The organism is Streptomyces sp. NPDC051561, from assembly GCF_044454195.1.
Taxonomy (GTDB): domain Bacteria; phylum Actinomycetota; class Actinomycetes; order Streptomycetales; family Streptomycetaceae; genus Streptomyces.
On record NZ_JBITDM010000005.1, the window covers coordinates 486,249 to 507,024 of the forward strand.

The 20,776-nt window shown below is 71.4% G+C and carries 14 protein-coding genes; 2 read left to right on the top strand and 12 right to left on the bottom strand.

The genetic code is table 11. From position 1 onward, the window contains the following. Positions 1-47: 47 nt before the first annotated feature. The 6 genes from ACIA73_RS15670 to ACIA73_RS15695 all read right to left on the bottom strand — a co-directional run bounded on the left by ACIA73_RS15670 (position 48) and on the right by ACIA73_RS15695 (position 7,987). The gene (locus ACIA73_RS15670; RefSeq protein ID WP_399439053.1) at positions 48-626 is read right to left on the bottom strand and encodes a hypothetical protein; all 579 of its coding nucleotides are present in this window, start codon (positions 624-626) and stop codon (positions 48-50) included. Continuing rightward, positions 623-1,786 (bottom strand): ParA family protein, encoded by a 1,164-nt coding sequence (locus ACIA73_RS15675; RefSeq protein ID WP_399439010.1) that lies wholly within the window; start codon positions 1,784-1,786, stop codon positions 623-625. Before ACIA73_RS15675 ends, ACIA73_RS15670 begins: the two co-directional genes overlap by 4 nt. 339 nt (positions 1,787-2,125) lie before the next feature. Then, complete coding sequence (ald, locus tag ACIA73_RS15680; RefSeq protein WP_399439054.1) at positions 2,126-3,241, bottom strand: alanine dehydrogenase; 1,116 nt, start codon at positions 3,239-3,241, stop codon at positions 2,126-2,128. Between the two features lie 153 nt (positions 3,242-3,394). After that, a complete protein-coding gene (locus ACIA73_RS15685) occupies positions 3,395-5,350 on the bottom strand; it encodes a tetratricopeptide repeat protein (protein WP_399439055.1) in 1,956 nt (651 codons plus the stop codon). 270 nt (positions 5,351-5,620) lie between these two features. Beyond that, entirely contained in the window at positions 5,621-6,241 is a 621-nt protein-coding gene (locus tag ACIA73_RS15690; protein ID WP_399439011.1) for an NUDIX domain-containing protein, read from the bottom strand. A gap of 99 nt (positions 6,242-6,340) precedes the next feature. Beyond that, a complete protein-coding gene (locus tag ACIA73_RS15695) occupies positions 6,341-7,987 on the bottom strand; it encodes a CTP synthase (RefSeq protein WP_399439012.1) in 1,647 nt (548 codons plus the stop codon). A gap of 525 nt (positions 7,988-8,512) precedes the next feature. On the opposite strand from ACIA73_RS15695, the gene ACIA73_RS15700 reads away from it, so the two are divergent. Next, on the top strand, positions 8,513-10,315 hold the full coding sequence (locus ACIA73_RS15700; protein ID WP_399439013.1) for a glycoside hydrolase family 15 protein: 1,803 nt from the start codon (positions 8,513-8,515) through the stop codon (positions 10,313-10,315). A 25-nt stretch (positions 10,316-10,340) separates the two neighbouring features. Here the strand turns inward: ACIA73_RS15700 and ACIA73_RS15705 are convergent, their stop codons facing one another. After that, positions 10,341-11,978, bottom strand: coding sequence for a flavin monoamine oxidase family protein (locus ACIA73_RS15705; RefSeq protein WP_399439014.1), 1,638 nt, complete (start codon positions 11,976-11,978; stop codon positions 10,341-10,343). A gap of 84 nt (positions 11,979-12,062) precedes the next feature. Continuing rightward, complete coding sequence (locus tag ACIA73_RS15710; protein ID WP_399439015.1) at positions 12,063-13,634, bottom strand: APC family permease; 1,572 nt, start codon at positions 13,632-13,634, stop codon at positions 12,063-12,065. Between the two features lie 235 nt (positions 13,635-13,869). On the opposite strand from ACIA73_RS15710, the gene ACIA73_RS15715 reads away from it, so the two are divergent. After that, entirely contained in the window at positions 13,870-15,501 is a 1,632-nt protein-coding gene (locus tag ACIA73_RS15715; protein WP_399439016.1) for a PucR family transcriptional regulator, read from the top strand. Positions 15,502-15,599: 98 nt separating this feature from the next. Here ACIA73_RS15715 and ACIA73_RS15720 read toward each other — a convergent pair whose 3' ends face one another. The 4 genes from ACIA73_RS15720 to ACIA73_RS15735 all read right to left on the bottom strand — a co-directional run bounded on the left by ACIA73_RS15720 (position 15,600) and on the right by ACIA73_RS15735 (position 20,761). Then, entirely contained in the window at positions 15,600-16,757 is a 1,158-nt protein-coding gene (locus ACIA73_RS15720; protein WP_399439017.1) for a glycosyltransferase family 4 protein, read from the bottom strand. 269 nt (positions 16,758-17,026) lie between these two features. Next, positions 17,027-17,800 carry a hypothetical protein gene (locus ACIA73_RS15725; RefSeq protein WP_399439018.1) on the bottom strand — a complete coding sequence of 258 codons (774 nt, stop codon included), beginning with the start codon at positions 17,798-17,800 and terminating at the stop codon, positions 17,027-17,029. A gap of 77 nt (positions 17,801-17,877) precedes the next feature. Then, positions 17,878-19,632, bottom strand: coding sequence for a DNA repair protein RecN (recN, locus tag ACIA73_RS15730; protein WP_399439019.1), 1,755 nt, complete (start codon positions 19,630-19,632; stop codon positions 17,878-17,880). 184 nt (positions 19,633-19,816) lie between these two features. After that, positions 19,817-20,761: an NAD kinase gene (locus ACIA73_RS15735; protein ID WP_399439057.1), complete on the bottom strand. Its 945-nt coding sequence runs from the start codon at positions 20,759-20,761 to the stop codon at positions 19,817-19,819. Positions 20,762-20,776: the final 15 nt, after the last annotated feature.

A 20,776-nucleotide genomic window follows, 5' to 3' on the forward strand; every position in this document is an offset into this window, starting at 1 on the left:
GGGGTCCATAGCTACAAGGGGCACAACCAAACCCCGCGAGGCTATCCTCAACGCCCCCGCAGCCGCCGTACCAGAATGCTCGCGTCGCCCCGCGACTCCAGATCGGCGAGTACGACGGCGACCGCCTCGCGGACGATCCGCCCGCGGTCGACGGCCAGTCCGTGCTCGCCCCGCAGGACGAGACGCGCGTGCTCCAGGTCCATGAGCTCCTCGGCGGAGACATAGACGGTGATCTTCTCGTCGTGCCGCTCACGGCCGCTGGGCCGCCGGTTGGCGCCCCTGCTGCCCCGGCGCCGGGGCTGACTCCCGGCAGGGCTCTGCGCGGCGCCACGGCCCGCCCCAGGGGCCTCCTGGGCCCGATTGGCGGCGGCCTTGGCGGCGGCGGTCGCGGAACCGGCCTGGGCGGCCCCTTCCGCTCCCCGGGTCCGCTGCTGCCCGGCTCCGTCGGCTGCGGCGCCGTGCTCGGCGCCCTCACCGCTCTCGTCGGAGCCGGCGTCCGGAGCGGGTTCCCCCGCCGGTGCCGGCACCCTCGGCGCCTCGCCGTTGGTGCCGGACCTCCGGTTGGCGGCCTGAAGGCCCATCCCCCCGGTCGTACGGAACAGCTCGTCGGCCCCCGGCAGACTCACTCGGCGTGACACCGGGCGAGCACCTCCCTGGCGAGCTGACGGTAGGCGGCGGCGCCGACGGAGTTCGAGGCGTACGTGGTGATGGGTTCACCGGCGACCGTGGTCTCCGGGAAGCGCACCGTACGGCCGATGACCGTGTGGTACACGTGCTCGTCGAACGCCTCGACCACCCGCGCGAGGACCTCACGGCTGTGCACCGTGCGCGAGTCGTACATGGTGGCCAGGATGCCGTCGAGCTCCAGGTCGGGGTTGAGCCGCTCCTGGACCTTCTCGATGGTCTCGGTCAGCAGGGCCACACCGCGCAGTGCGAAGAACTCGCACTCCAGCGGCACGATCACCTTGTGAGCGGCCGTCAGGGCGTTCACGGTGAGCAGGCCCAGCGAGGGCTGACAGTCGATCACGATGTAGTCGTAGTCGTTCATCAGCGGCTTGAGCGCCCGTTGCAGCGTCGACTCCCGCGCGACCTCGCTGACCAGCTGCACCTCGGCAGCCGACAGGTCGATGTTGCTGGGCAGCAGGTCCATGTTCGGAACCGCCGTCTTCAGCAGCACCTCGTCGGCCGACATGCCCCGCTCCATGAGCAGGTTGTAGACCGTGAGGTCGAGCTCCATCGGGTTCACCCCGAGACCGACAGAGAGTGCTCCCTGCGGGTCGAAGTCGACGAGCAGGACGCGGCGTCCGTACTCGGCGAGCGCGGCACCCAGGTTGATGGTCGAGGTGGTCTTGCCGACCCCGCCCTTCTGGTTGCACATCGCGATGATCTTGGCCGGGCCGTGATCGGTCAGCGGTCCGGGGATCGGGAAGTACGGCAGCGGCCGTCCGGTCGGGCCGATCCGCTCGCGGCGCTGACGGGCAGCGTCGGGGGCGAGGGTGGCCGCGTACTCGGGGTCGGGCTCGTACTCGGCGTCGGGATCGTAGAAGTGGCCCTGGGGCACTTCGTCGAAGTCGGCGAAGCCGGTGGTGGACTTATCGCCACTCTGGTCGCCGGCCATGGCGTTCACGTGTAGGCCGTCCATGCTCTGGTGGGATGTCGTCATGTGCTGATGGGTGGCGAAGGTGCGGACCGCTACCGAGCCGACAGCTTCGAGCCCCGTAGTGCTCTGGCCCTGCGCAGGCGTTCCCGATCGACCACCCCCGGGAGTAAATGTCGACTCATTCACAAGTCGTCTTACCTCCTTGGGACGTGACCAGGAAACTTATCGATAGGTCAGCGTGGCACTATGCCGACGGTCGCCGACTCTATGGCGTGTCACCGCTCCGCAGCAACACAATCCACCGGACCCGGGTCGATGTGTCGGCAACGGAACACCTCTCTGTCAAGGGTGCGCGGCTACCTGGGCAGGGTCCGTCCGACACGTTTCGCGGGTGTGCGAAACGGTTAAAGGGTTACGTTCGCGACGAGTTGAGCGAGCGTCGCAAAGTACCGGATACGCCTCCGGCCGGACCTCGCGCAGCAAGGTCCGGCCGGGCACGTGATGTTGACGACGCCTGTTGACGCGTCAGCCGAGAAGGGTGCTCAGCTCAAGGTGCGGAAGGTCGTGCGCCTCGGCCACCTCGCGGTAAACGACCTGGCCGTCATGGGTGTTGAGGCCCTTGGCGAGCGCCGGGTCACGACGCAGCGCCTCGACCCAGCCGCGGTTCGCGAGCTCGACGATGTACGGCAGCGTGGCGTTGGTCAGCGCGTAGGTCGAGGTGTTGGGGACGGCACCCGGCATGTTGGCCACGCAGTAGAAGACCGAGTCGTGGACGTTGAACGTCGGCTCGGCGTGCGTGGTGGGGTGCGAGTCCTCGAAGCAACCGCCCTGATCAATTGCAATGTCGACAAGTACACTTCCGGGCTTCATCTTGGCGACGAGCTCGTTGGTGACCAGCTTCGGCGCCTTCGCACCGGGGATCAGCACGGCGCCGATGACGAGGTCGGCCTCGACGACGGCCTTCTCCAGTTCGAAGGCGTTGGAGACGATCGTCTGCACCTTGGTGCCGAAGACCTTGTCCGCCTCGCGGAGCTTGTTGATGTCACGGTCGAGCAGGGTGACGTGGAAGCCCATGCCCACCGCGATCTGGGTGGCGTTCCAGCCGGAGACACCGCCGCCGATGACCACGGCCCGGCCGGCCGCCGTGCCGGGGACGCCGCCGGGGAGCACGCCGCGGCCGCCGACCTGGCGCATCAGGTGGTAGGCGCCGACCTGCGGGGCGATGCGACCCGCGACCTCGGACATCGGGGCGAGCAGCGGGAGCGCGCGGTTGGCGGTCTCCACCGTCTCGTACGCAATGGCGGTGGTGCCGGACTCAAGGAGCGCGTCCGTGCACTCGCGGGAAGCGGCGAGGTGCAGGTAGGTGAAGAGCGTCTGGTCCTTGCGGAGGCGGTGGTACTCCTCGGCGATCGGCTCCTTGACCTTCAGCAGCAGGTCGGCGGTGGCCCAGACCTCGTCGGCGGTGTCGAGGATGCGCGCACCGGCCGAGACGTACTCGCCGTCCGTGATCGAGGAGCCGAGACCGGCGTCCTTCTCGATGACGACCTGGTGGCCGTGGCGCACGAGCTCGTGCACGCCGGCCGGGGTGATGGCCACGCGGAACTCGTTGTTCTTGACCTCGCGGGGGATGCCGACCTTCACGTCGATCACGGTCCTTGAATTCAGTGGGATGAAACGGGGCAATGCCTTACATACCCGGGCATGGAAGGCACGCCTGGGGAGCACCGCGGCTTGATGCGGCAGAGCCAGTCTAATGAAGGATTTCCAGCTGTCTAGCCTTACAAAGCATCAACCTCACGCAGATGTGCTACGGATTTCGTAGGCTGGAACCTCTTCTTCCATTAGCCTCTCCGCCGCGCTCCGCTGCAGCCGGGCCGCCGTGGGGTCACCGAGCCGGTCGAGAGTGTCGGCCAGCCGCAGCCGCAGCGCGGCCTGCAGCCGCACCTCGTCCGCCTGCCTGGCCCACTCGATCGCCTCGTGACAGGTCCGCAGCGACTCCTCGGGGCGCCCGGCGTACTCCTGGACGCGCGCCATTTCGCTCAACGCCCTTGCGTGGCCGGGGAGATCACCGAGCCGGCGCAGCCCGGAGGCCGCCGCCCGCCAGTTGCGCAGCGCCTCGCCGTAGCGCCCGGCATAGGTGTGCACCGCGCCGAGCCGCCCGTACAGCCGCGCCCCGTCCTCGTCCTCACCGCGCGCGAGCCGCTGGGCGAGCGCACGCCCGTACCAGTCGGAGGCGCGGGGGAAGTCGCCCATTTCCTGATACGTCCCACCCACGGATTCCATCGCGCGGGCGATGGCGTACGGATCCTGGGCGGTCCTGGCGGCGTCCAGGGCCGCCCGGTACCGGGTCAAAGCGTCCTGGGTACGTCCCGTACCCGCGTCCAGATCGGCCAGGTTGAGCAGGGCCGCGGCCTTCTCGCGGTGCAGATCGCGGCGCTCGGCCACGTCGAGCACCAGTCCGTGCAGCGCGTAGAGCTCGGGGGCGGCCTCCTCGGCAGTGCGGTGCGCGACCAGGGCCCGTACGAGCGCCGCGACCAGCCGCCTCGCCAGGGTGTCCAGTTCGCCGTCCCCGACCGCCATCCGGGCAGCGGCCAGCAGTGCGCTCTGCCGCGCCAGGAGCCACTCGGAGGCGTCCCGCGCATCGGCGAAGCGCAGGGCCCGGGGCAGTCCGGCGAGCTTCTTCCGCGCCGAGGAGCCCTCCGGTTCGGTGACCGCCCGGCAGGACTGGAGCTGACGTACGGTCCGCTCCAGCATCCGGGCCCGCGCCAACTGCCGCTCCGCGGGCCGGTCCTGAGCCTCCGTCAGGGCCAGCAGCAGTGGAGCCAGACACCCCGGCACCTGGTACTGCTCCCCCGCCGGATGCAGCAGGCCCTGCACCGCGAAGTCGTCGAGGGTTCTCTGCGCGGCCGAGACCGAGCACCCGGCGAGCGCGGAGGCGGTGTGGGCGTCGGCGAGTCCGGCGGGGGCGAGAGCGAGCAGTCGCAGTATCCGCGCGGCGGGCTGCGGCAGCGACCCGTACACCAGTCGCAGCGCCCGGCCCAGCGGTCCGGAACTCAGCGATCCGGGATCCTCCGGCAGCTCCAGCAGATGTTTGGTGACATCCGCCACGGAGGACTTCGGCCGGGCCGCGAGCCAGCCGCCGACCAGCACCAGCGCCGCGGGCTGCCCCCCGCACTCCTCGGCGAGCGCGTCGGCCGCCGTCGGGTCGACGGTGATGCGCACCTTCCCGGTCAGCCGCGCGAGCAGGGCGACCGAGGACGCCGTGTCCAGACCGCCGAGCGTGCACGGCCGTACGTCGACGATGCCGGTCAGCGGCCCCTGGGCGACGGCCACCACCAGGCAGTCCGGGGTGTCGGGCAGCAGCGGGTCGACCTGTTCCGCGTCCGCCGCGTCATCGAGCACCAGCAGCACCTTGCGCACCGCGAGTGCCTCGCGCACCATCTCGGAGAGAGTGTCCGCGTCGGCACCGGGCGGAGCCGTGATGCCCAGTTCGGCGAGGAGGCCGCGGGCAGTCTCCTCGGTGGGGATCCGCTCGCCGCCCGGCGCGGTCAGCCGGGCCCGCAGCGCGCCGGCCGGGTAGTCGGCGGCCACGGAGCGTGCCAGCTCCTCCGCCAGGGTGCTGCGTCCCGAGCCGGGGCGGCCCGCGATCAGCAGGACCCGGGCCCGGGGCACCTTGCGGCCGGTCAGGGTGTCGAGTCCGGTGCGCGCGATGTCGGCGCGCAGCTCCTTCAACTCCCTTTTCCTGCCGATGAATTCACCGGTGGCCCAGTCCGCTGCCGAGCCCGCCGCAACGGGGGTCGCGGTGACCGCCGTCGCGCTGCTGATGCCCACCGCCTGATCCGTCACGGGCCACGCTCCCGTCCACCTGCGCACCGATCCCCGGCCGCGACTGCGGCCGGGGATTCGAGCCTAGTTCACGCTCTGCGACGGATCGGGTGGAGCGCGGCGGGTACGTCCCCCGATCGGATCAGCAGTTCTTACGACCGACACCACTCGGGGCGGCGCACCTGCGGGCCGATTTCAGAACGGCCGCGCGGGCCACGGCGCCTCCGCGGGCCGCAGTACGTCCAGGCCGTCACCGGCCAGCGCCGCGCTCAGCGCCAGCACCCCGGTCAGCAGGCAGTTGTTGTGCAGCTCGCCCGCGAGGACCCCGCGCACCAGTTCCGTGAGCGGCACCCGGGCGTGCTCCATGTCGGCCTCCTCCTCGGACACCTCGAAGCGCTCGCCGTCGGCCTCCGAGAGGTCCCGGGCGAGGAAAATCCGTACCGCTTCGTCGGAACCGCCGGGCGAGGTGTAGAGGTCGGTGAGCACCCGCCAGTCCCCCGCCTTGATGTGCGCCTCCTCGTAGAGCTCGCGCTGGGCGGCGTGCAGCGGGTTCTCGCCGGGTACGTCCAGGAGTCCGGCCGGGATCTCCCAGAGCTTGTGGCGCACCGGGTGCCGGTACTGGCTGAGGACAGCCACCCGGCCCTGCTCGTCGAGGGCGAGGACGGCCACCGAGCCGGGGTGCACCTGGTAGTCGCGGCCCGCGACGGAGCCGTCAGGCATCACCACGCGATCGGTCCGGACGCTGGTCTTGGCCCCCTCGAACGGGGTCACCGACTCGGTGACCTGCCACTCCTGAGGGGTGTCCTTGATCGCCACGCACTTCCTCCTGAACGCAAAGAAACCGGGGTGAGGACCCTGAAAAGGTCCTCACCCCGGCAACGGTAACGCGCGGCCGGCGGTTGCCCGGCCGGGTCCCTACTTGCTCTGGCGCTCCACTGCCGCCTTCACCAGACCGGCGAAGAGCGGGTGCGGGCGGGTCGGGCGCGAGCGCAGCTCCGGGTGCGCCTGGGTGGCGACCAGGTAGGGGTGCACCTCGCGCGGGTACTCGACGTACTCGACCAGCTTGTTGTCGGGGGAGGTCCCGGAGAAGAGGATTCCGGCCTTCTGCTCCAGCTCGCTGCGGTAGGCGTTGTTGACCTCGTAGCGGTGGCGGTGGCGCTCGTCGACGTACTGCTCGTCGCCGTAGACCTCGCGCACGATGGAGCCCTCGGCGAGCTTGGCCGGGTAGAGGCCCAGGCGCATGGTGCCGCCCAGGTCGCCCGCGCCCTCGACGTACGCCAGCTGCTCCTCCATGGTGGAGATCACCGGGTGGGCGGTGGCGGCGTCGAACTCGGTGGAGTTGGCGTCCTCGATGCCGGCCAGGTTGCGCGCCGCCTCGATGACGATGCACTGCAGGCCGAGGCAGAGGCCGAGCAGCGGGACCTTGTTCTCGCGGGCGTACTGGATGGCGCCGACCTTGCCGGTCACGCCGCGCTCGCCGAAGCCGCCGGGGATGCAGATCGCGTCGACGTCGCCGAGCTGCTTCTGCGCCTCGGCCTGGGTCTTGCAGTCGTCGGAGGTGACCCACTTGACCTTGACCCGGGCCTTGTTGGCGAAGCCGCCGGCCCGGATGGCCTCGGTGACCGAGAGGTACGCGTCGGGCAGGTCGATGTACTTGCCGACCAGCGCGACTGTGACCTCGTGGTCGGGGTTGTGGACGCGCTCCAGGAGGTCCTCCCAGACGGTCCAGTCCACGTCGCGGAACGGCAGGTCCAGCTTGCGGACGACGTACGCGTCCAGGCCCTCGGTGTGCAGCACCTTGGGGATGTCGTAGATCGACTTGGCGTCGACGCAGGCCACCACGGCGTCCTCGTCGACGTCGCACATCAGCGAGATCTTGCGCTTGATGGACTCCGGGACCTCGCGGTCGGCGCGCAGCACGATCGCGTCGGGCTGGATGCCGATGTTGCGCAGGGCGGCGACCGAGTGCTGGGTCGGCTTGGTCTTCAGCTCGCCCGAGGGGCCGATGTACGGGAGCAGCGAGATGTGCACCACGAAGACGTTGTCGCGGCCGACCTCGTGGCGGACCTGGCGGACGGTCTCCAGGAAGGGCAGCGACTCGATGTCGCCGACGGTGCCGCCGACCTCGGTGATGACCACGTCGACGTCGTCGGTGGCCATCCGGCGGATGCGGTGCTTGATCTCGTTGGTGATGTGCGGGATGACCTGCACGGTGTCACCGAGGTACTCGCCGCGGCGCTCCTTGGCGATGACGGTGTTGTAGACCTGGCCGGTGGTGACGTTGGCCGAGCCGTCGAGGTCGACGTCGAGGAAGCGCTCGTAGTGGCCGATGTCCAGGTCGGTCTCGGCGCCGTCGTTGGTGACGAACACCTCGCCGTGCTGGAAGGGGTTCATCGTGCCGGGGTCGACGTTGAGGTACGGGTCGAGCTTCTGCATGGTGACGCGGAGACCGCGGGCCTTCAGGAGCGCACCCAGGCTGGAGGCAGTCAGACCCTTGCCGAGGGAAGAGGCGACACCCCCGGTGACGAAGATGTGCTTGGTCGTCGAGGCTTTGGGCTGCATGGCCAAGAGGGGGCTCCCGTGGTCGCGAAGTTCGGATGCGTTTCCGGCGTCCCTCGGGGGCTGATTTCCGGGGGTGCCGTCGCTGCGGTTCGGGGGGATTTGCGCCACCCGGCCACGGGCTACCAGGGTAACAGTGACTGCGGGAGGCTGCTTCCGGCGTCCACTGACAACCACTTTCGGACACTCTCCGCAACACCTTTCGGGCCATCTGCCGTCACCGCGCTCACACGGGCCCGCACACCACTTCGGTGGGGTTACGGCCGCCTGTTCGGCTCCCTTCACCGCTCCCTCACCAAGACGTCACGTGCGCCTCACCCATTCGGCCCACCGGCGTTGCGAAGAGCTCACGCGGATCGCCGACGACCGACGTATCCTTCACGGACACATCGCTGCGAGCCGGCCGGCGAAGGCATCATCCCCGCCCGCTCCCGGTCCCTGAAGCTCGTCGTCGAAGATCCCCTGACCCCAGAAGCCCCCTTTTCTCGTAAAAGGGGGCGGACGTGGCCGTTCGACTGGAGATTGCACGTGGCCGGGCGCATCGAGGACTACGCACTCATCGGAGACATGCAGACAGCGGCGCTGGTCTGCCGGGACGGCTCAGTCGACTGGCTGTGCCTGCCCCGCTTCGACTCCCATGCCGTCTTCGCCGGACTTCTCGGTACCGAGGAGCACGGCTTCTGGCGGATCGGACCCTCCTATCCGGAAGGCGAGGCGGCCCCCGCGGCCACCCGCCGCCGATACCGTGGGGACTCCCTCGTCCTGGAACAGGAGTGGGACACCCCGCGTGGCACGGTCCGGGTGACGGACTTCATGCCGCCGCGCGACGGCGCACCGCAGCTCACCAGAATCGTGGAGGGCGTCAGCGGCCGGGTGCCGATGCACTCGGCGTTGCGGATGCGCTTCAGTTACGGCCGGGTGGTGCCCTGGGTGCACCGCGTGGACGACCGTACGGTAGCCGTCGCGGGCCCCGACTCGGTGTGGCTGGACACGGACGTGGAGACCCACGGCCAGGACCTCACCACCCACTCGGACTTCACCGTCTCCCCCGGTGAGCGGCTCGCCTTCACCATCCAGTGGCAGCCCTCGCACAAGGAGGCGCCACCGGTGCCGGACCCGGAGGGCGCGCTGACCCTCACCACCGACTTCTGGCGGGAGTGGGTGGAGCACTGCACATACCACGGCCCCTACCGCGAGGCGGTGGTCCGCTCACTGATCACGCTCAAGGCGCTGACGTACGCCCCGACCGGCGGCATCGTCGCCGCGCCGACCACCTCCCTCCCGGAGGACATCGGCGGCTCCCGCAACTGGGACTACCGCTACACCTGGCTGCGCGACGCCGCCATCACCCTCTCCTCGCTGCTGCGCACCGGCTACCGCGAGGAGGCCCGCGCCTGGCGCGAGTGGCTGCTGCGGGCGGTGGCGGGCGACCCGGAGAACCTCCAGATCATGTACGGGATCGCCGGCGAGCGGGAACTCGGCGAGGCGGAGCTGGACTGGCTGCCGGGCTACGAGAAATCGGGTCCGGTACGGGTCGGCAACGGCGCCGCCCACCAGCTCCAGCTGGATGTCTACGGCGAGGTCACCGAGGCCCTCCACCTGGCCCACATGACCGGCCTGGCGCGCAACGACTACGCCTCCCTCCTCCAGCTCAAGCTGATCCGCTACCTGGAGGGCGCCTGGAACCAGCCCGACGAGGGCATTTGGGAGGTGCGCGGCCCGCGCCGTCACTTCGTGCACTCCAAGGTGATGACCTGGGTGGCCGTCGACCGCACGATCAAGCTGATCGAGTCGGGCGACGCGGACGGCCCGCTGGAGCGCTGGCGCGAGCTGCGCGAGGAGATCCACCGGGACGTCTGCGAGAACGGCTACGACCCGGAGCGCAACACCTTCACCCAGTCCTACGGCTCCCAGGAGCTGGACGCGTCGCTGCTGCTCATCCCGCAGATGGGCTTCCTGCCGCCCGACGACAAGCGCGTGATCGGCACCATCGAGGCGATCCAGCGCGAACTGTCCACCCCTGACGGCTTCATCCTGCGCTACCCCACCGACGGCGACAACGCGGGCGTGGACGGCCTGGAGGGCGACGAGGGCGCCTTCCTCGCCTGCTCGTTCTGGATGGCCGACGACCTCGCGATGATCGGCCGGGTCGACGAGGCGCGCAAGCTCTTCGAGAAGCTGCTGTCGCTCCGCAACGACCTGGGGCTGCTCGCCGAGGAGTGGGACTCCAAGCTGCAGCGCCAGGTCGGCAACTTCCCGCAGGCCTTCAGCCACGTGCCGCTGATCGACACGGCACTGCGGCTGACCGCGAGCGGGGCGTACGGGGGCTGACTGGCCCGTCGGCTCCCCTGGCCGGCTAGATGAGTTTGCCGATCACCTCCTGGGCGGCGCGGGCACCTTCGCTCGCGCCGCCTTCCATGAATCCCTGGAAGTCGTAGCTGGTGTGCTCGCCGGCGAGGTGGATGTTTCCCTGCGGGGTGCCCTCGTAGCCCGCGTACCGGTGCAGATAGCCGACGGGCCAGTAGGAGTACGCGCCGAGGCTGTACGGGCTGCGGTGCCAGGCGGAGAGCTGGGCCCTGCCGGTCCAGCTCTTCGACGTACCGGGGAAGAAGGCGTCGATCTCGCGGGCGCGGCGGGCCGCCAGGTCGCGTACGTAGGGATCAGATTCGGTGGCGAACGGGGTGGCCGGGGTCAGCGCCCTGGCCGCCCGTCCGCTGCCGAACTGGATGAGGATGCCGCCGCTGCCCGGCTGGATCTTGGTGGTGTCCCAGGTCTGCTGTATCTCGCTGTCGGTGAAGCAGTCGCCCGCCGAGACGCCCGGCCAGGCGCCGGTGCCGCGCCAGGGGCGGGCGTCGAACTGCATGTTGAGCTTGGTGCAGGTGCCCATGCGGGCGTCCCGGACGAGGTTGGTCATGCGCGGGTCGAAGCCGGCCCTGGTGAGGTCGAGGCGCTGGAGGACCGGGAGCGGGACGCAGAGCAGGGTGTGGTCGGCGGTGACGGTGGTGACGGTGCCCGCGTCGGTGAAGGTGAGGGTCTGGGTGCCGTCGGCGTTGGCGCGTACGGCGGTGAGCTGCTTGCCGTGCTGAACGGTGCCGCTGGGCAGGGCAGCGGCGATGGCGCGCGGGAGCTGGTCGTTGCCGCCGGTGATGTGGAAGCGCTCGTTGGACAGGCCCCAGATGTTGAAGTGGCCCGGATTGGTCTGGTAGCCCATCAGCAGGACCAGCGCGAGGGCGGACTGCTCGGTGGTCTCGGCCCCGTACTCGACGTTGTAGGCGACGTCGAAGAAGCGTCCGAGCGGGGAGGTGTGGCCGCCGGGGACGCGGGACTCGATCCAGTCGTGGAGGGACATGTTGTCCAGGGCCGTGCCGGTCGGGGTGGTCCGGTTCCACTTCACCTCGCCCGCCTCCTGGAGGTCGCGGCGCAGCGCCTGGTGGACGGCCTTGAAGTCCTCGTCGGCCCGGTCGCGCGGGTAGTAGGCGCCGTTGAACCAGAGGACTTCCTCGGCGCCGTTGGGACCGCCGCCGAGGAAGTCCTCGGTCGGCAGGCCGAAGCGGCGGCACAGCTCCAGGATCTTCTTGTGGCTGGTGTCGATCAGCTCGCCGCCGATCTCGGAGATCTGCCCGGTCCCCCAGTGGGTGCGCTGGGTCCACATCCGGCCGCCGACCCGGTCCGGGTCGGCCTCGTAGACGGTGCAGGCCAGGCCCGCGTCCTTGAGGGTGAGGGCGGCGGTCAGGCCCGCGATGCCCGCGCCGACGACGGCGATCCTGGGGGCGGCCGACGGGCGTACGGGCTTGTCGGCGGCGTCATGGGTGGCTGCCGCGGCCGGCAGCGCCCGGTCGGCGAGGGCGGCGCCGAGACCCAGCGCACCGGCGCGGGCGAGGAGTTGGCGACGGGTGGCGCCGCGGACCTCGGCGAGGGGCAGGTTCAGCCGGCGGGCGGCGGAGTGCTCGGCGGCGAGTTGCTTCAGGGCGCGCATGGCATGGGTACGGGACACATGGACTCCTCGTGCGTGAAGGGAACCTGACAAGCGAGCGGTACGAGACCGGCGCGGCACTCCCAAGTGCCGCGCCGGGGCGGGTCAGACGGTGGTGGTCCGCGAGGCCGGGCTGTCGGAGTCCGCAGCGTCCGGGTCGTCGTCGGCGCGCTCGGTGGCGTCCTCCAGGACGATCCGGCCGATCACCGCGTACCGGTCGGGACGCCTGGCTCGCAGGTAGAAGCCGAGAGCGAGACCGCCGAAGAAGACCACCCCGACGATCCACGGAATCAGCTTGAAGAAGAGCGAGTCGGCCGCCGGCCCCGCGGCCGTCTCCATGTTCACGACCAGCAGCACGACCACCGCGATCATGCCGATCCCGCCGATCAGCGGTGCGGTGAAGGTCCTGAACCAGTGCCGGTCCTCGGGGTGGTTCTTGCGGAAGTAGCCGATCACCGCGAACGAGCACAGGGTCTGGACGATCAGGATCGCCATCGTGCCGAGGATGGCGAGGAGGGTGTAGAGGTGGATGTACGGGTCCTCGCCGGCCGCCCAGAAGGCGCCGACCAGGAGGACCGCGATCGCGGACTGGACGTACGAGGCGATGTACGGCGACCCGTGCCTGGCGTGGGTGCGGCCGAGCGCCGGGTGCAGGAATCCCTCACGCCCGACGGCGTACAGATAGCGCGAGGCGCACTGGTGGAAGGCCATTCCGCAGGCGAACGACCCCGTCAGCAGCAGCCACTGGAAGGCGTCGACGGCCCAGCCGCCGATGAAGAGGCGGGTCGGGTCGAAGAAGAGGTCGAGCGGGCTGGTGGAGCCGGAGACCTTGACGGACTCGTCGAGGCCGTTGCCGGCGATGGTCATCCAGGAGACGTAGATGTAGAAGAGGCCGACGCCGATCACCGAGATCAGGGTGGCACGCGGGATGACCTTCTTGGGGTTGCGGGACTCCTCGCCGTACATCGCGGTCGACTCGAAGCCGACCCACGACCAGAAGGCGAAGAACAGGCCGAGTCCGGCGGAGGTACCGGTGAAGGCGTTGAGCGGGTTGATCGGCTCGACGGGGATGCCGTCGGGGCCGCCGCCCGCGATCAGGACGGCAGTGGCGACCGCGAAGAGGACGGCGATCTCGCCGACCAGCATCACACCGAGCGCCCTGGCGGTGAGATTGATGTCGAAGTACGAGAGGACCACGGTGACCGCGAGCATCAGTGCCGCGTACACGATCCAGGGGAGGTCGAGACCGAGCTGGTCCTTGACCGTGGTCTGCGCGAAGTAGGAGAAAATCCCGACGATGGACGCCTCGAAGACGACGTACGCGAGGACGGCGAGCATCCCGGAGGCCATGCCGGCGATGCGGCCCAGGCCGTGCGAGATGTAGCCGTAGAAGGCGCCGGCAGCGGTGATCCGCTTGGCCATGGCGACGTAACCGACCGAGAAGACGGTCAGGACGAGGGTCGCGAAGAGGTAGCCGGCCGGGGCTCCGGTGCCGTTGCCGAAGCCGACGGCGATGGGGAGGTTGCCGGTCATCGCGGTGATGGGGGCGGCGGTGGCGACCGCCATGAAGACGACTCCGACGAGGCCGACGGAGTTCGCCTTGAGACGTTGCACGGGAGGAGCGGAGGATTCCGGGGCGGTTCCCCGGGAGGGACCACTGGCAGTGCTGTCGGCCATGCCGCGCTCTTTTCTCTTGTGCTCAGGTGCTCAGGCGGACACTTTTCATCGTGGACCTGTCACGTTCTGCTGGTGCGGGGGCAGTCTCTGCGCACGTGACGTACGCCACAACGGACAGGGGGTAGTGCAATTCCCCTGCGAACACGACGAGTTGTCGGGCCGCGGGGCCCGGGAACCTTCCCCGTAACCGCCGGGTGATGTTCTGGGAACATGCCTGCGGGTACCGTCCCGATCCATGGACACGCAGGGCGGAATCACCGTGCAAAGGGCGCTTGAACTGCCGGGACTCCGCAGCGGACTGCCGGAGGTGGTGGCGGGCGCCGACCGGCTCAGCCGGACGGTGCGCTGGGTGCACGCCGGGGAGGTCCCCAACATCGCGTCGCTGCTCAAGGGCGGCGAACTCCTCCTGACCACCGGCCTCGGCCTGGGCACCCGCCCCGCCGAGCAGCGCGCCTTCGTCCGCAGGCTCGCGGACCGGGGTATCGCCGCCCTGGTCGTCGAGCTGGGCCCGCGCTTCAACCGGCTGCCCTCCACCCTGGTCGAGACCGCCCGCGCGGCCGGCCTCCCCCTCGTGCAACTGCACCGCGAGGTCCCCTTCGTCTCCGTCACCGAAGAGGTCCACACCGAGATCGTCAACGGTCACTACACCCTGCTGCGCCAGGCCGAGGAGGTGCACCGTCGCTGCACGGAGGCGCTGCTCGGCGGGGGCGGGGTGCCGCAGGTGCTCGGCATCCTGGCGGACTTCGCGGCCAACCCGGTCTTCCTGGAGACCGCCGACGGCTCACTGCTCTACGCCGCCGGGCCCTCCGCGGGTGACAGCGCGGGCGCCGATCCGCTCCAGGTCTGGGAGGGGCTGCGTGGGCAGCGCGAGGTGCGCGAGTCGGGGCCGCCGGCGAACGGGACGGTGGTCGACGTCCCGGGCGGCGGCCACGGTGCCGGCTCGGTCCGGGCCCGCCTCGTCCTCCTCGGGGTCGAGACGCCCCTGCTCCCGGTCCACCGGATCGCCGCAGAACGTGCGGCCGGCCTCCTCGCCGTCGTACTGATGCAGGCCCGCCAGGAGGAAGAACTCGCCGCACGCGGACGCGGCGACTTCCTCACCGACCTCGCCCAGGGCCGCATCTCGGCCGAGGACGCCCCCGCCCAGGCCCGTGTCCTGGGCTTCAAGCCGGGCGAGGGCCCCCTCCTGCCGGTCGTCATGCGGCTGGCCGCCGAACTGTCCCCCTCGGGCAACTGGTCGGTCCTCGCACGGGCCGTCCTGGAGGAGCTGGCCTCCGTGGGGGTGCCGGTCCTGTTGGGCGTGCGTCCCGTGGAGGGCCGCGTGCCCCTGCTGCTCGGCCTGCGTACGGAGTCGGAGCGGACGGCGGTCGCGGACCGGGTCGCGGCGGCCCTGCGCGCGGGCGTGGAACGCGCCGGGCTCGGCCGGGCCGGTGCGCACCCCCCTGTCGTCGTGGTCGGCGTCGCGGGCAACTGGGCGGCCGCCTCCGCGAGCCTGCGCCACGCCGCCGAAACCGCCACCGCGGCCCAGGGCCTGCACGACCGCCCCTGGTACGACGCCCGCCGCCTGGACATCGACCTCCTCCTCTGGCGCCTGCGCGACCACCCCGACCTGGCCGCCTTCGTCGACCGCGCCATCGGCCCCCTGCGCGACCACGACCGCACCTCCCGCCCCCCGCTCCTCCCCACCCTGGAGACCTACCTCGCCCACGCGGGCCGCAAGGCAGAGACCGCCCGCGAGCTCCACCTCAACCGCCAGACCCTCTACAACCGTCTGGCCCGCATCTCCGAACTCCTGGGCACCGACCTGGACGACCCGCAGACGGTGCTGGCCCTGAGTCTTGCCCTGCGCGCCCGGCGCCACGCCGCCTGAGAGCCTGTGTCTACATCCCGGCCGGGGTTTAGACACAGGCTCTGACGACCTCGGGGCAAGAGAGCGTGGATCAGCGGCCACCGCGCCGGTCGGCGCCCCTACCCCTGACCCGTCAACTCGTCGTACACACTCAGCACCTGCGCCACCGTCTCGTCCTCCGTCGGCCAGGTCGCCGCCTGCCGCACCCCCGCCTCCGCCAGCTCCCCCCGCCGCCCCGCATCCCCCAACAGCCCCAGCACCGCCGTGGCCAGCCCTTCCCCGTCCCCGTACGGCACGAACTCCGCCGCATCCCCCACCAGTTCCGGAATCCCGCCCACCGCCGTGGCCACCAACGGCACCCCGGCCCGCAACGCCTCCTGCGCCAGCACCGACCGCGCCTCCCACCGGCTCGGCAGCACCGCCACATCCGCCACGGCCAGCAACTCCGCGATGTCCTCCCGCCGCCCCAGCAGCCGCACCGGCAGGTCCTCCGCCTCGATGCGCCGCTGCAGCGCACCCCGCTCCCGCCCCTCACCGGCGATGGTGAGCAGCGGCGCCGTGGCATGGTCACGCCACACGCGTGCGGCGTCGAGCAGTACGTCGTACCCCCGGAACGGGACCAGGCTCCCGACCGCCATCACCAACGGCCGCTCCACCGCCCCCAGTTCGGCCCGCGCCTTGCTCTCCACGAACTCCACCGGCGGCCGGGCCGCGGGCACCGTGACCGGCGCGAGGCGGGCATCGCGCGCCCCTCTGCTGCGCGCCCGGTCGACCAGCTCCGAAGACGTACCGAGCACCACCGCGGCGGCCCGCGCCGCCCGCCGTTCCATCAGCCGTACGACATGACTGCGCGCGCCCTCCGCGTGCGCCCGCGTGTGCCAGGTGACGACCAGCGGAACCCGGCCTCCCGCGGGCCCGCCGGAGCCGGCTCCCGGCCTGCTCCGGGACACCTGCCCGCCGAGCGCGAACGCCGTCCGCACCGCCGCGTGCAGCCCGTGCGCGTGCACGATGTCCGCCCCCGCGCACGCACTGCGCAGCGCCGCCACCGACATCGGGTCGCTGCGCCGCGGAACGGTCACCACCTCGGCGCCCGCCCCGGCGAATCCGTACGCCTTCTCCAGCTCGGCCGGGGCGCAGACGGTGACCCGCACCCCCCGCGCGACGAGCCCTGCGGTCAACGACCTGACGTGCGCGCTGCTGCCCGCACTGCCACCGCCGAGCACTTGGACGGCGCTCAGCTGCGACTGTCCGTACGGCGGGGGTGGGGTGCTGCTCACGGTGGTGGGTGCTCCTGGGTGGGTATCGGCACGCGAACTGGCGCATGACCGGTCGCGGGGAACTCGGCACGGGGAAAGGGCACTTGTAGCAGATGACCGGGCGTCCGGGCGCGCGATCCGGAGCACTTCGTTGCGATTGCTGCCGTGCTCGCGCCGCACCTTCGCCCGTTCCGGCGCCCAGGATGCCAGCCTCCGGCCCGGTCGCGGCACCACAAGTGCCCCCGTCAGGTCAGTTCATGCCCGCTACCACCCGCACGAGTGAGGCCGTGTCAGGATGCCCCCGCCACACGGCTGATCCGGTCGCCGCAGGCCGCTGCGGCGACCAGCGCGGCGGAGTGCAGGAGCAGCCCGGTGCGGCCGTTCCCCGTGGCGATCGCCGCCCCGATCCCGGCGCCGAGTGCGTGGGCCCCGGTGTCGCCGAGCATGGTGCGCCGCCCGAGGTCCTCCTCCAGCACGGCCGCCACGGCTCCCACGGGCGCGGCGGCGAGCACCCCGGCCGCCCCGCCCCTCAGGACGCCGGGCGCGCCGAGCGCGAGGACGGTCCCGGCCGCCCTGCCCGGACGTACATCCACCAGATTCACCAGATGCGCGGTACCGGCGACGACCACGCCCGCGAGCAATTTGTCGACAGGTCGCTCCTTGAGGAGCGCACCGGCCGCCAGGCCCGCCGCGCCGATGCCCAGGAGTTTGACGGTGCCGCTGGTGATCTCGCCGTGCCGCAGGGCGCCGAGGTGGGCGCGGAAACCGCGACGGGGGTCGTTCTCGCCGGCCATGTCGTCGTACGTCCCACAGGCTCCGGCGGCGAGCACGGCGAGGGTGGCCGCGGCGCGCGTCCGGCCGGGCAGCGCGGGCGAGGCGGCGACGGCTGCGGCGGTGCCCAGCGCGGTGGCGGGTCCGGCGTGGAGATCGACCACGCCGCCCTCGAAGTTCTTCCGCTCCCACAGCGCGGCCTGGCCGGGCGGGCGGCGGCGCATCGCCTGCCGTACGCAGAGGGTGGCGCCGACCGCCCCCAGGAATGCGGCGGTCCGCCCTTTGATGATCATGCCGGAACCCTATACAGGGCGGCGTGCGGGGTCTCTGGGGAGGGCGGGGGGCGCCCCGCCCCTCCGCCCACCCCCGCCTAGACCTCCGCCCGAGCCGTCTCCAGCAGTTCCTCCGCGTGCGCCCGCGCCGTCTGGGAGTCCTCCTGACCCGCCAGCATCCGCGACAGCTCCCGCACCCGGTCCTCGCCCTCCAGCACGGTCACCCCGCTCCTGGTGACAGACCCGTCGTTGGTCTTCTCGACAAGCAGCTGACGGTCCGCGAACGCAGCCACCTGCGGCAGGTGCGTCACCACGACCACCTGCGCCGACCTGGCCAGCTTCGCCAGCCGCCGCCCGACCTCGACTGCCGCCTTGCCGCCGACTCCCGCGTCGACCTCGTCGAAGAGGTATGTCGGGACCGGGTCGGACCCGGCGAAGACGACCTCCACCGCGAGCATCACCCGGGAGAGCTCACCGCCGGACGCGCCCTTGCCGATGGGGCGGGGGTGCGCGCCGGGGTGCGGGGCGAGCAGCAGCTCAACCTCGTCGGCGCCCGAGGAGCTGTACGAGACGAGCCTGCCGCCGACCTCGATGCCCCGCTCGGGATCCTCGCTCTGGCGGATGTCGATGGAGACGCGGGCGTGCGGCATGGCGAGCGAGGCCAGCTCCTCGGTCACCGCGTCGGCGAACCTCGCGGCGGCCTCGGTGCGGGCGTCGGTCAGCGCCTGGGCGAGTCCGGACAGTTCCTCGCGCAGCACGTCGCGCTCGGAGGTCAGTTCGCCGATCCGGTCGTCGTCGCCGTCCAGCTCGGTGAGGCGGGCTACGCCCTCCTGGGCCCAGAGGAGAACCGCGTCGGTGCTCGCTTCGTACCGCCCGTACTTGCGGGTGAGCTGGGTGAGAGCGGCTCTGCGCTCCTCGACTGCGGCGAGCCGCAGCGGGTCGGCGTCGAGGTTGTCGGCGTAGCCGGCGAGTTCGCCCGCGACGTCGCCGAGCAGGATGCCGATCTCGCCGATCCGTTCGGCGAGGGCGCCGAGGGCGGGGTCGTGGTCGCGGACGGCGTCCACGGCCCGCTGGGCGCCCGCGACCAGGGTGTTGGCGTCGATGCCCTCCGGGTCCTCGGGGTTTCCGGCGAGCGCGGCGTGCGCGAGGGCGGCGGCGGAGGCCAGCGCCTCGGCGTGACCGAGCCGCTCGGCCTCGGCGGCGAGCTCGACGTCCTCACCCGCGAGGGGTTCGACGGCGCCGATCTCCTCCAGCCCGAAACGCAGCAGGTCGGCCTCCTGGGCGCGCTCGCGGGCCCGGGTGGTGATCGTCTCCAGCTCGGCCGAGACGGCCTTCAGACGGCGGTACGCGACCGTGTACTTGGCGTGCGGCGCGGCGACCGCGTCCCCTGCGTACCGGTCGAGGGCCTGTCGCTGCCTGGCCGGCCGCAGCAGCCCCTGCTGATCGGTCTGCCCGTGTACGGCGACGAGGTCGTCCGCCAGTTCGGTGAGCACCCCCACCGGCACGGACCGCCCGCCGAGATGGGCGCGCGAACGCCCCTCGGCAGAAACCGTCCTGCTGATGAGCAGCGCACCGTCGTCCAGTTCGGCACCCGCCTCTTGCGCCCTCGTGGCAGCGGGGTCGCCGGGGCGCACGGTGATCCGCCCCTCCACCACCGCCGCCTTGGCTCCCAGCCGTACCAGGGCAGCGTCGGCCCGGCCTCCGAGCAGCAGCCCGAGACTGGTGACGACCATGGTCTTGCCCGCTCCGGTCTCGCCGGTCACCGCCGTGAAGCCGGGTGACAGCTCGACGACAGCGTCGTCGATGACTCCGAGCGACCGTATCCGCATCTCCTCCAACACGGACACGACCATACGAGGTCGCGGGGGAGGTGTGCGACGTCGCCCGTCCGGCGTACACCCCCAAGCCACCGAAACCTGCGGAAAACCGCAGCCCAATCCTGCGGTCGCCCTCAGTGCGCCGACCGGGTGGAGACGGGCAGAGTGGGTGACACGGCAGTCGTTCGGTTGATCGTACGAAGACTCGGCGGGCGTGGGATCAGTGCGGTGCCCCGCGCCACCCGGAGACAGGGAGGGCGAATTTGGCGACGAGACGGTCGGTGAAGGACGCGTGGTGCAAGCGGGCGAGCCTGACGGGGACCTCGCCCCGGCGGACCTCCACCCTTGCCCCGGAAGGGAGTTCGACGGTGCGGCGGCCGTCGCACCACAGGACGCCGTTGGGGGTGTGCGGCTGGACCTCGACGGCCAGCACCGAGGTCGGCGAGGTCACCAGCGGTTTGGCGAACAGGGCGTGTGCGCTGATCGGCACCATCAGCAGCGCCTCCACCTCGGGCCAGACCACGGGGCCGCCGGCGGAGAAGGCGTAGGCGGTGGAGCCGGTCGGGGTGGCGCAGACGATGCCGTCGCAGCCGAAGCCGGTGACCGGGCGGCCGTCGATCTCCAGGACGACTTCCAGCATCCGTTCCGGGGAGACCTTCTGCACCGCGGCCTCGTTCAGCGCCCAGTCGCGGTGCACCACAACACCGTTGTCGTGCACCAGGACGTCGAGCGTCATCCGCTCCTCGACCTCGTACGACCTGCTGACGACCCGGTCCACGACCTTGTCGAGGTCGTCGCGCTCGGCCTCGGCGAGGAAGCCGACCCGGCCGAGGTTGACGCCCAGCATCGGGACGCCGGAGGCACGGGCGATGTCGGCGCCGCGCAGAAGGGTGCCGTCGCCGCCGAGGACGATCAGCAGCTCGCAGCCGTCGAGCACATCGGGGGTCGCCTCCACGACCGTCTCCACCGAGAAGGGCAGCGGCAGGTCCACCGCCTCCGACTCCAGGAGGCGTACGCCGAGGCCGCTCTTGAGGAGGCCCTCGACGACGAGTTCGGCGCTGCGGATGGCAGCGGGGCGCCCGGTGTGGGCGAGGAGGAATACGGTGCGTTCCGCGGCCGGATCGAGGCACCGGGAGGCGGCGGGTGCCGTTTCCCTGCCCGGCACGGCGCCGCCTGCGGT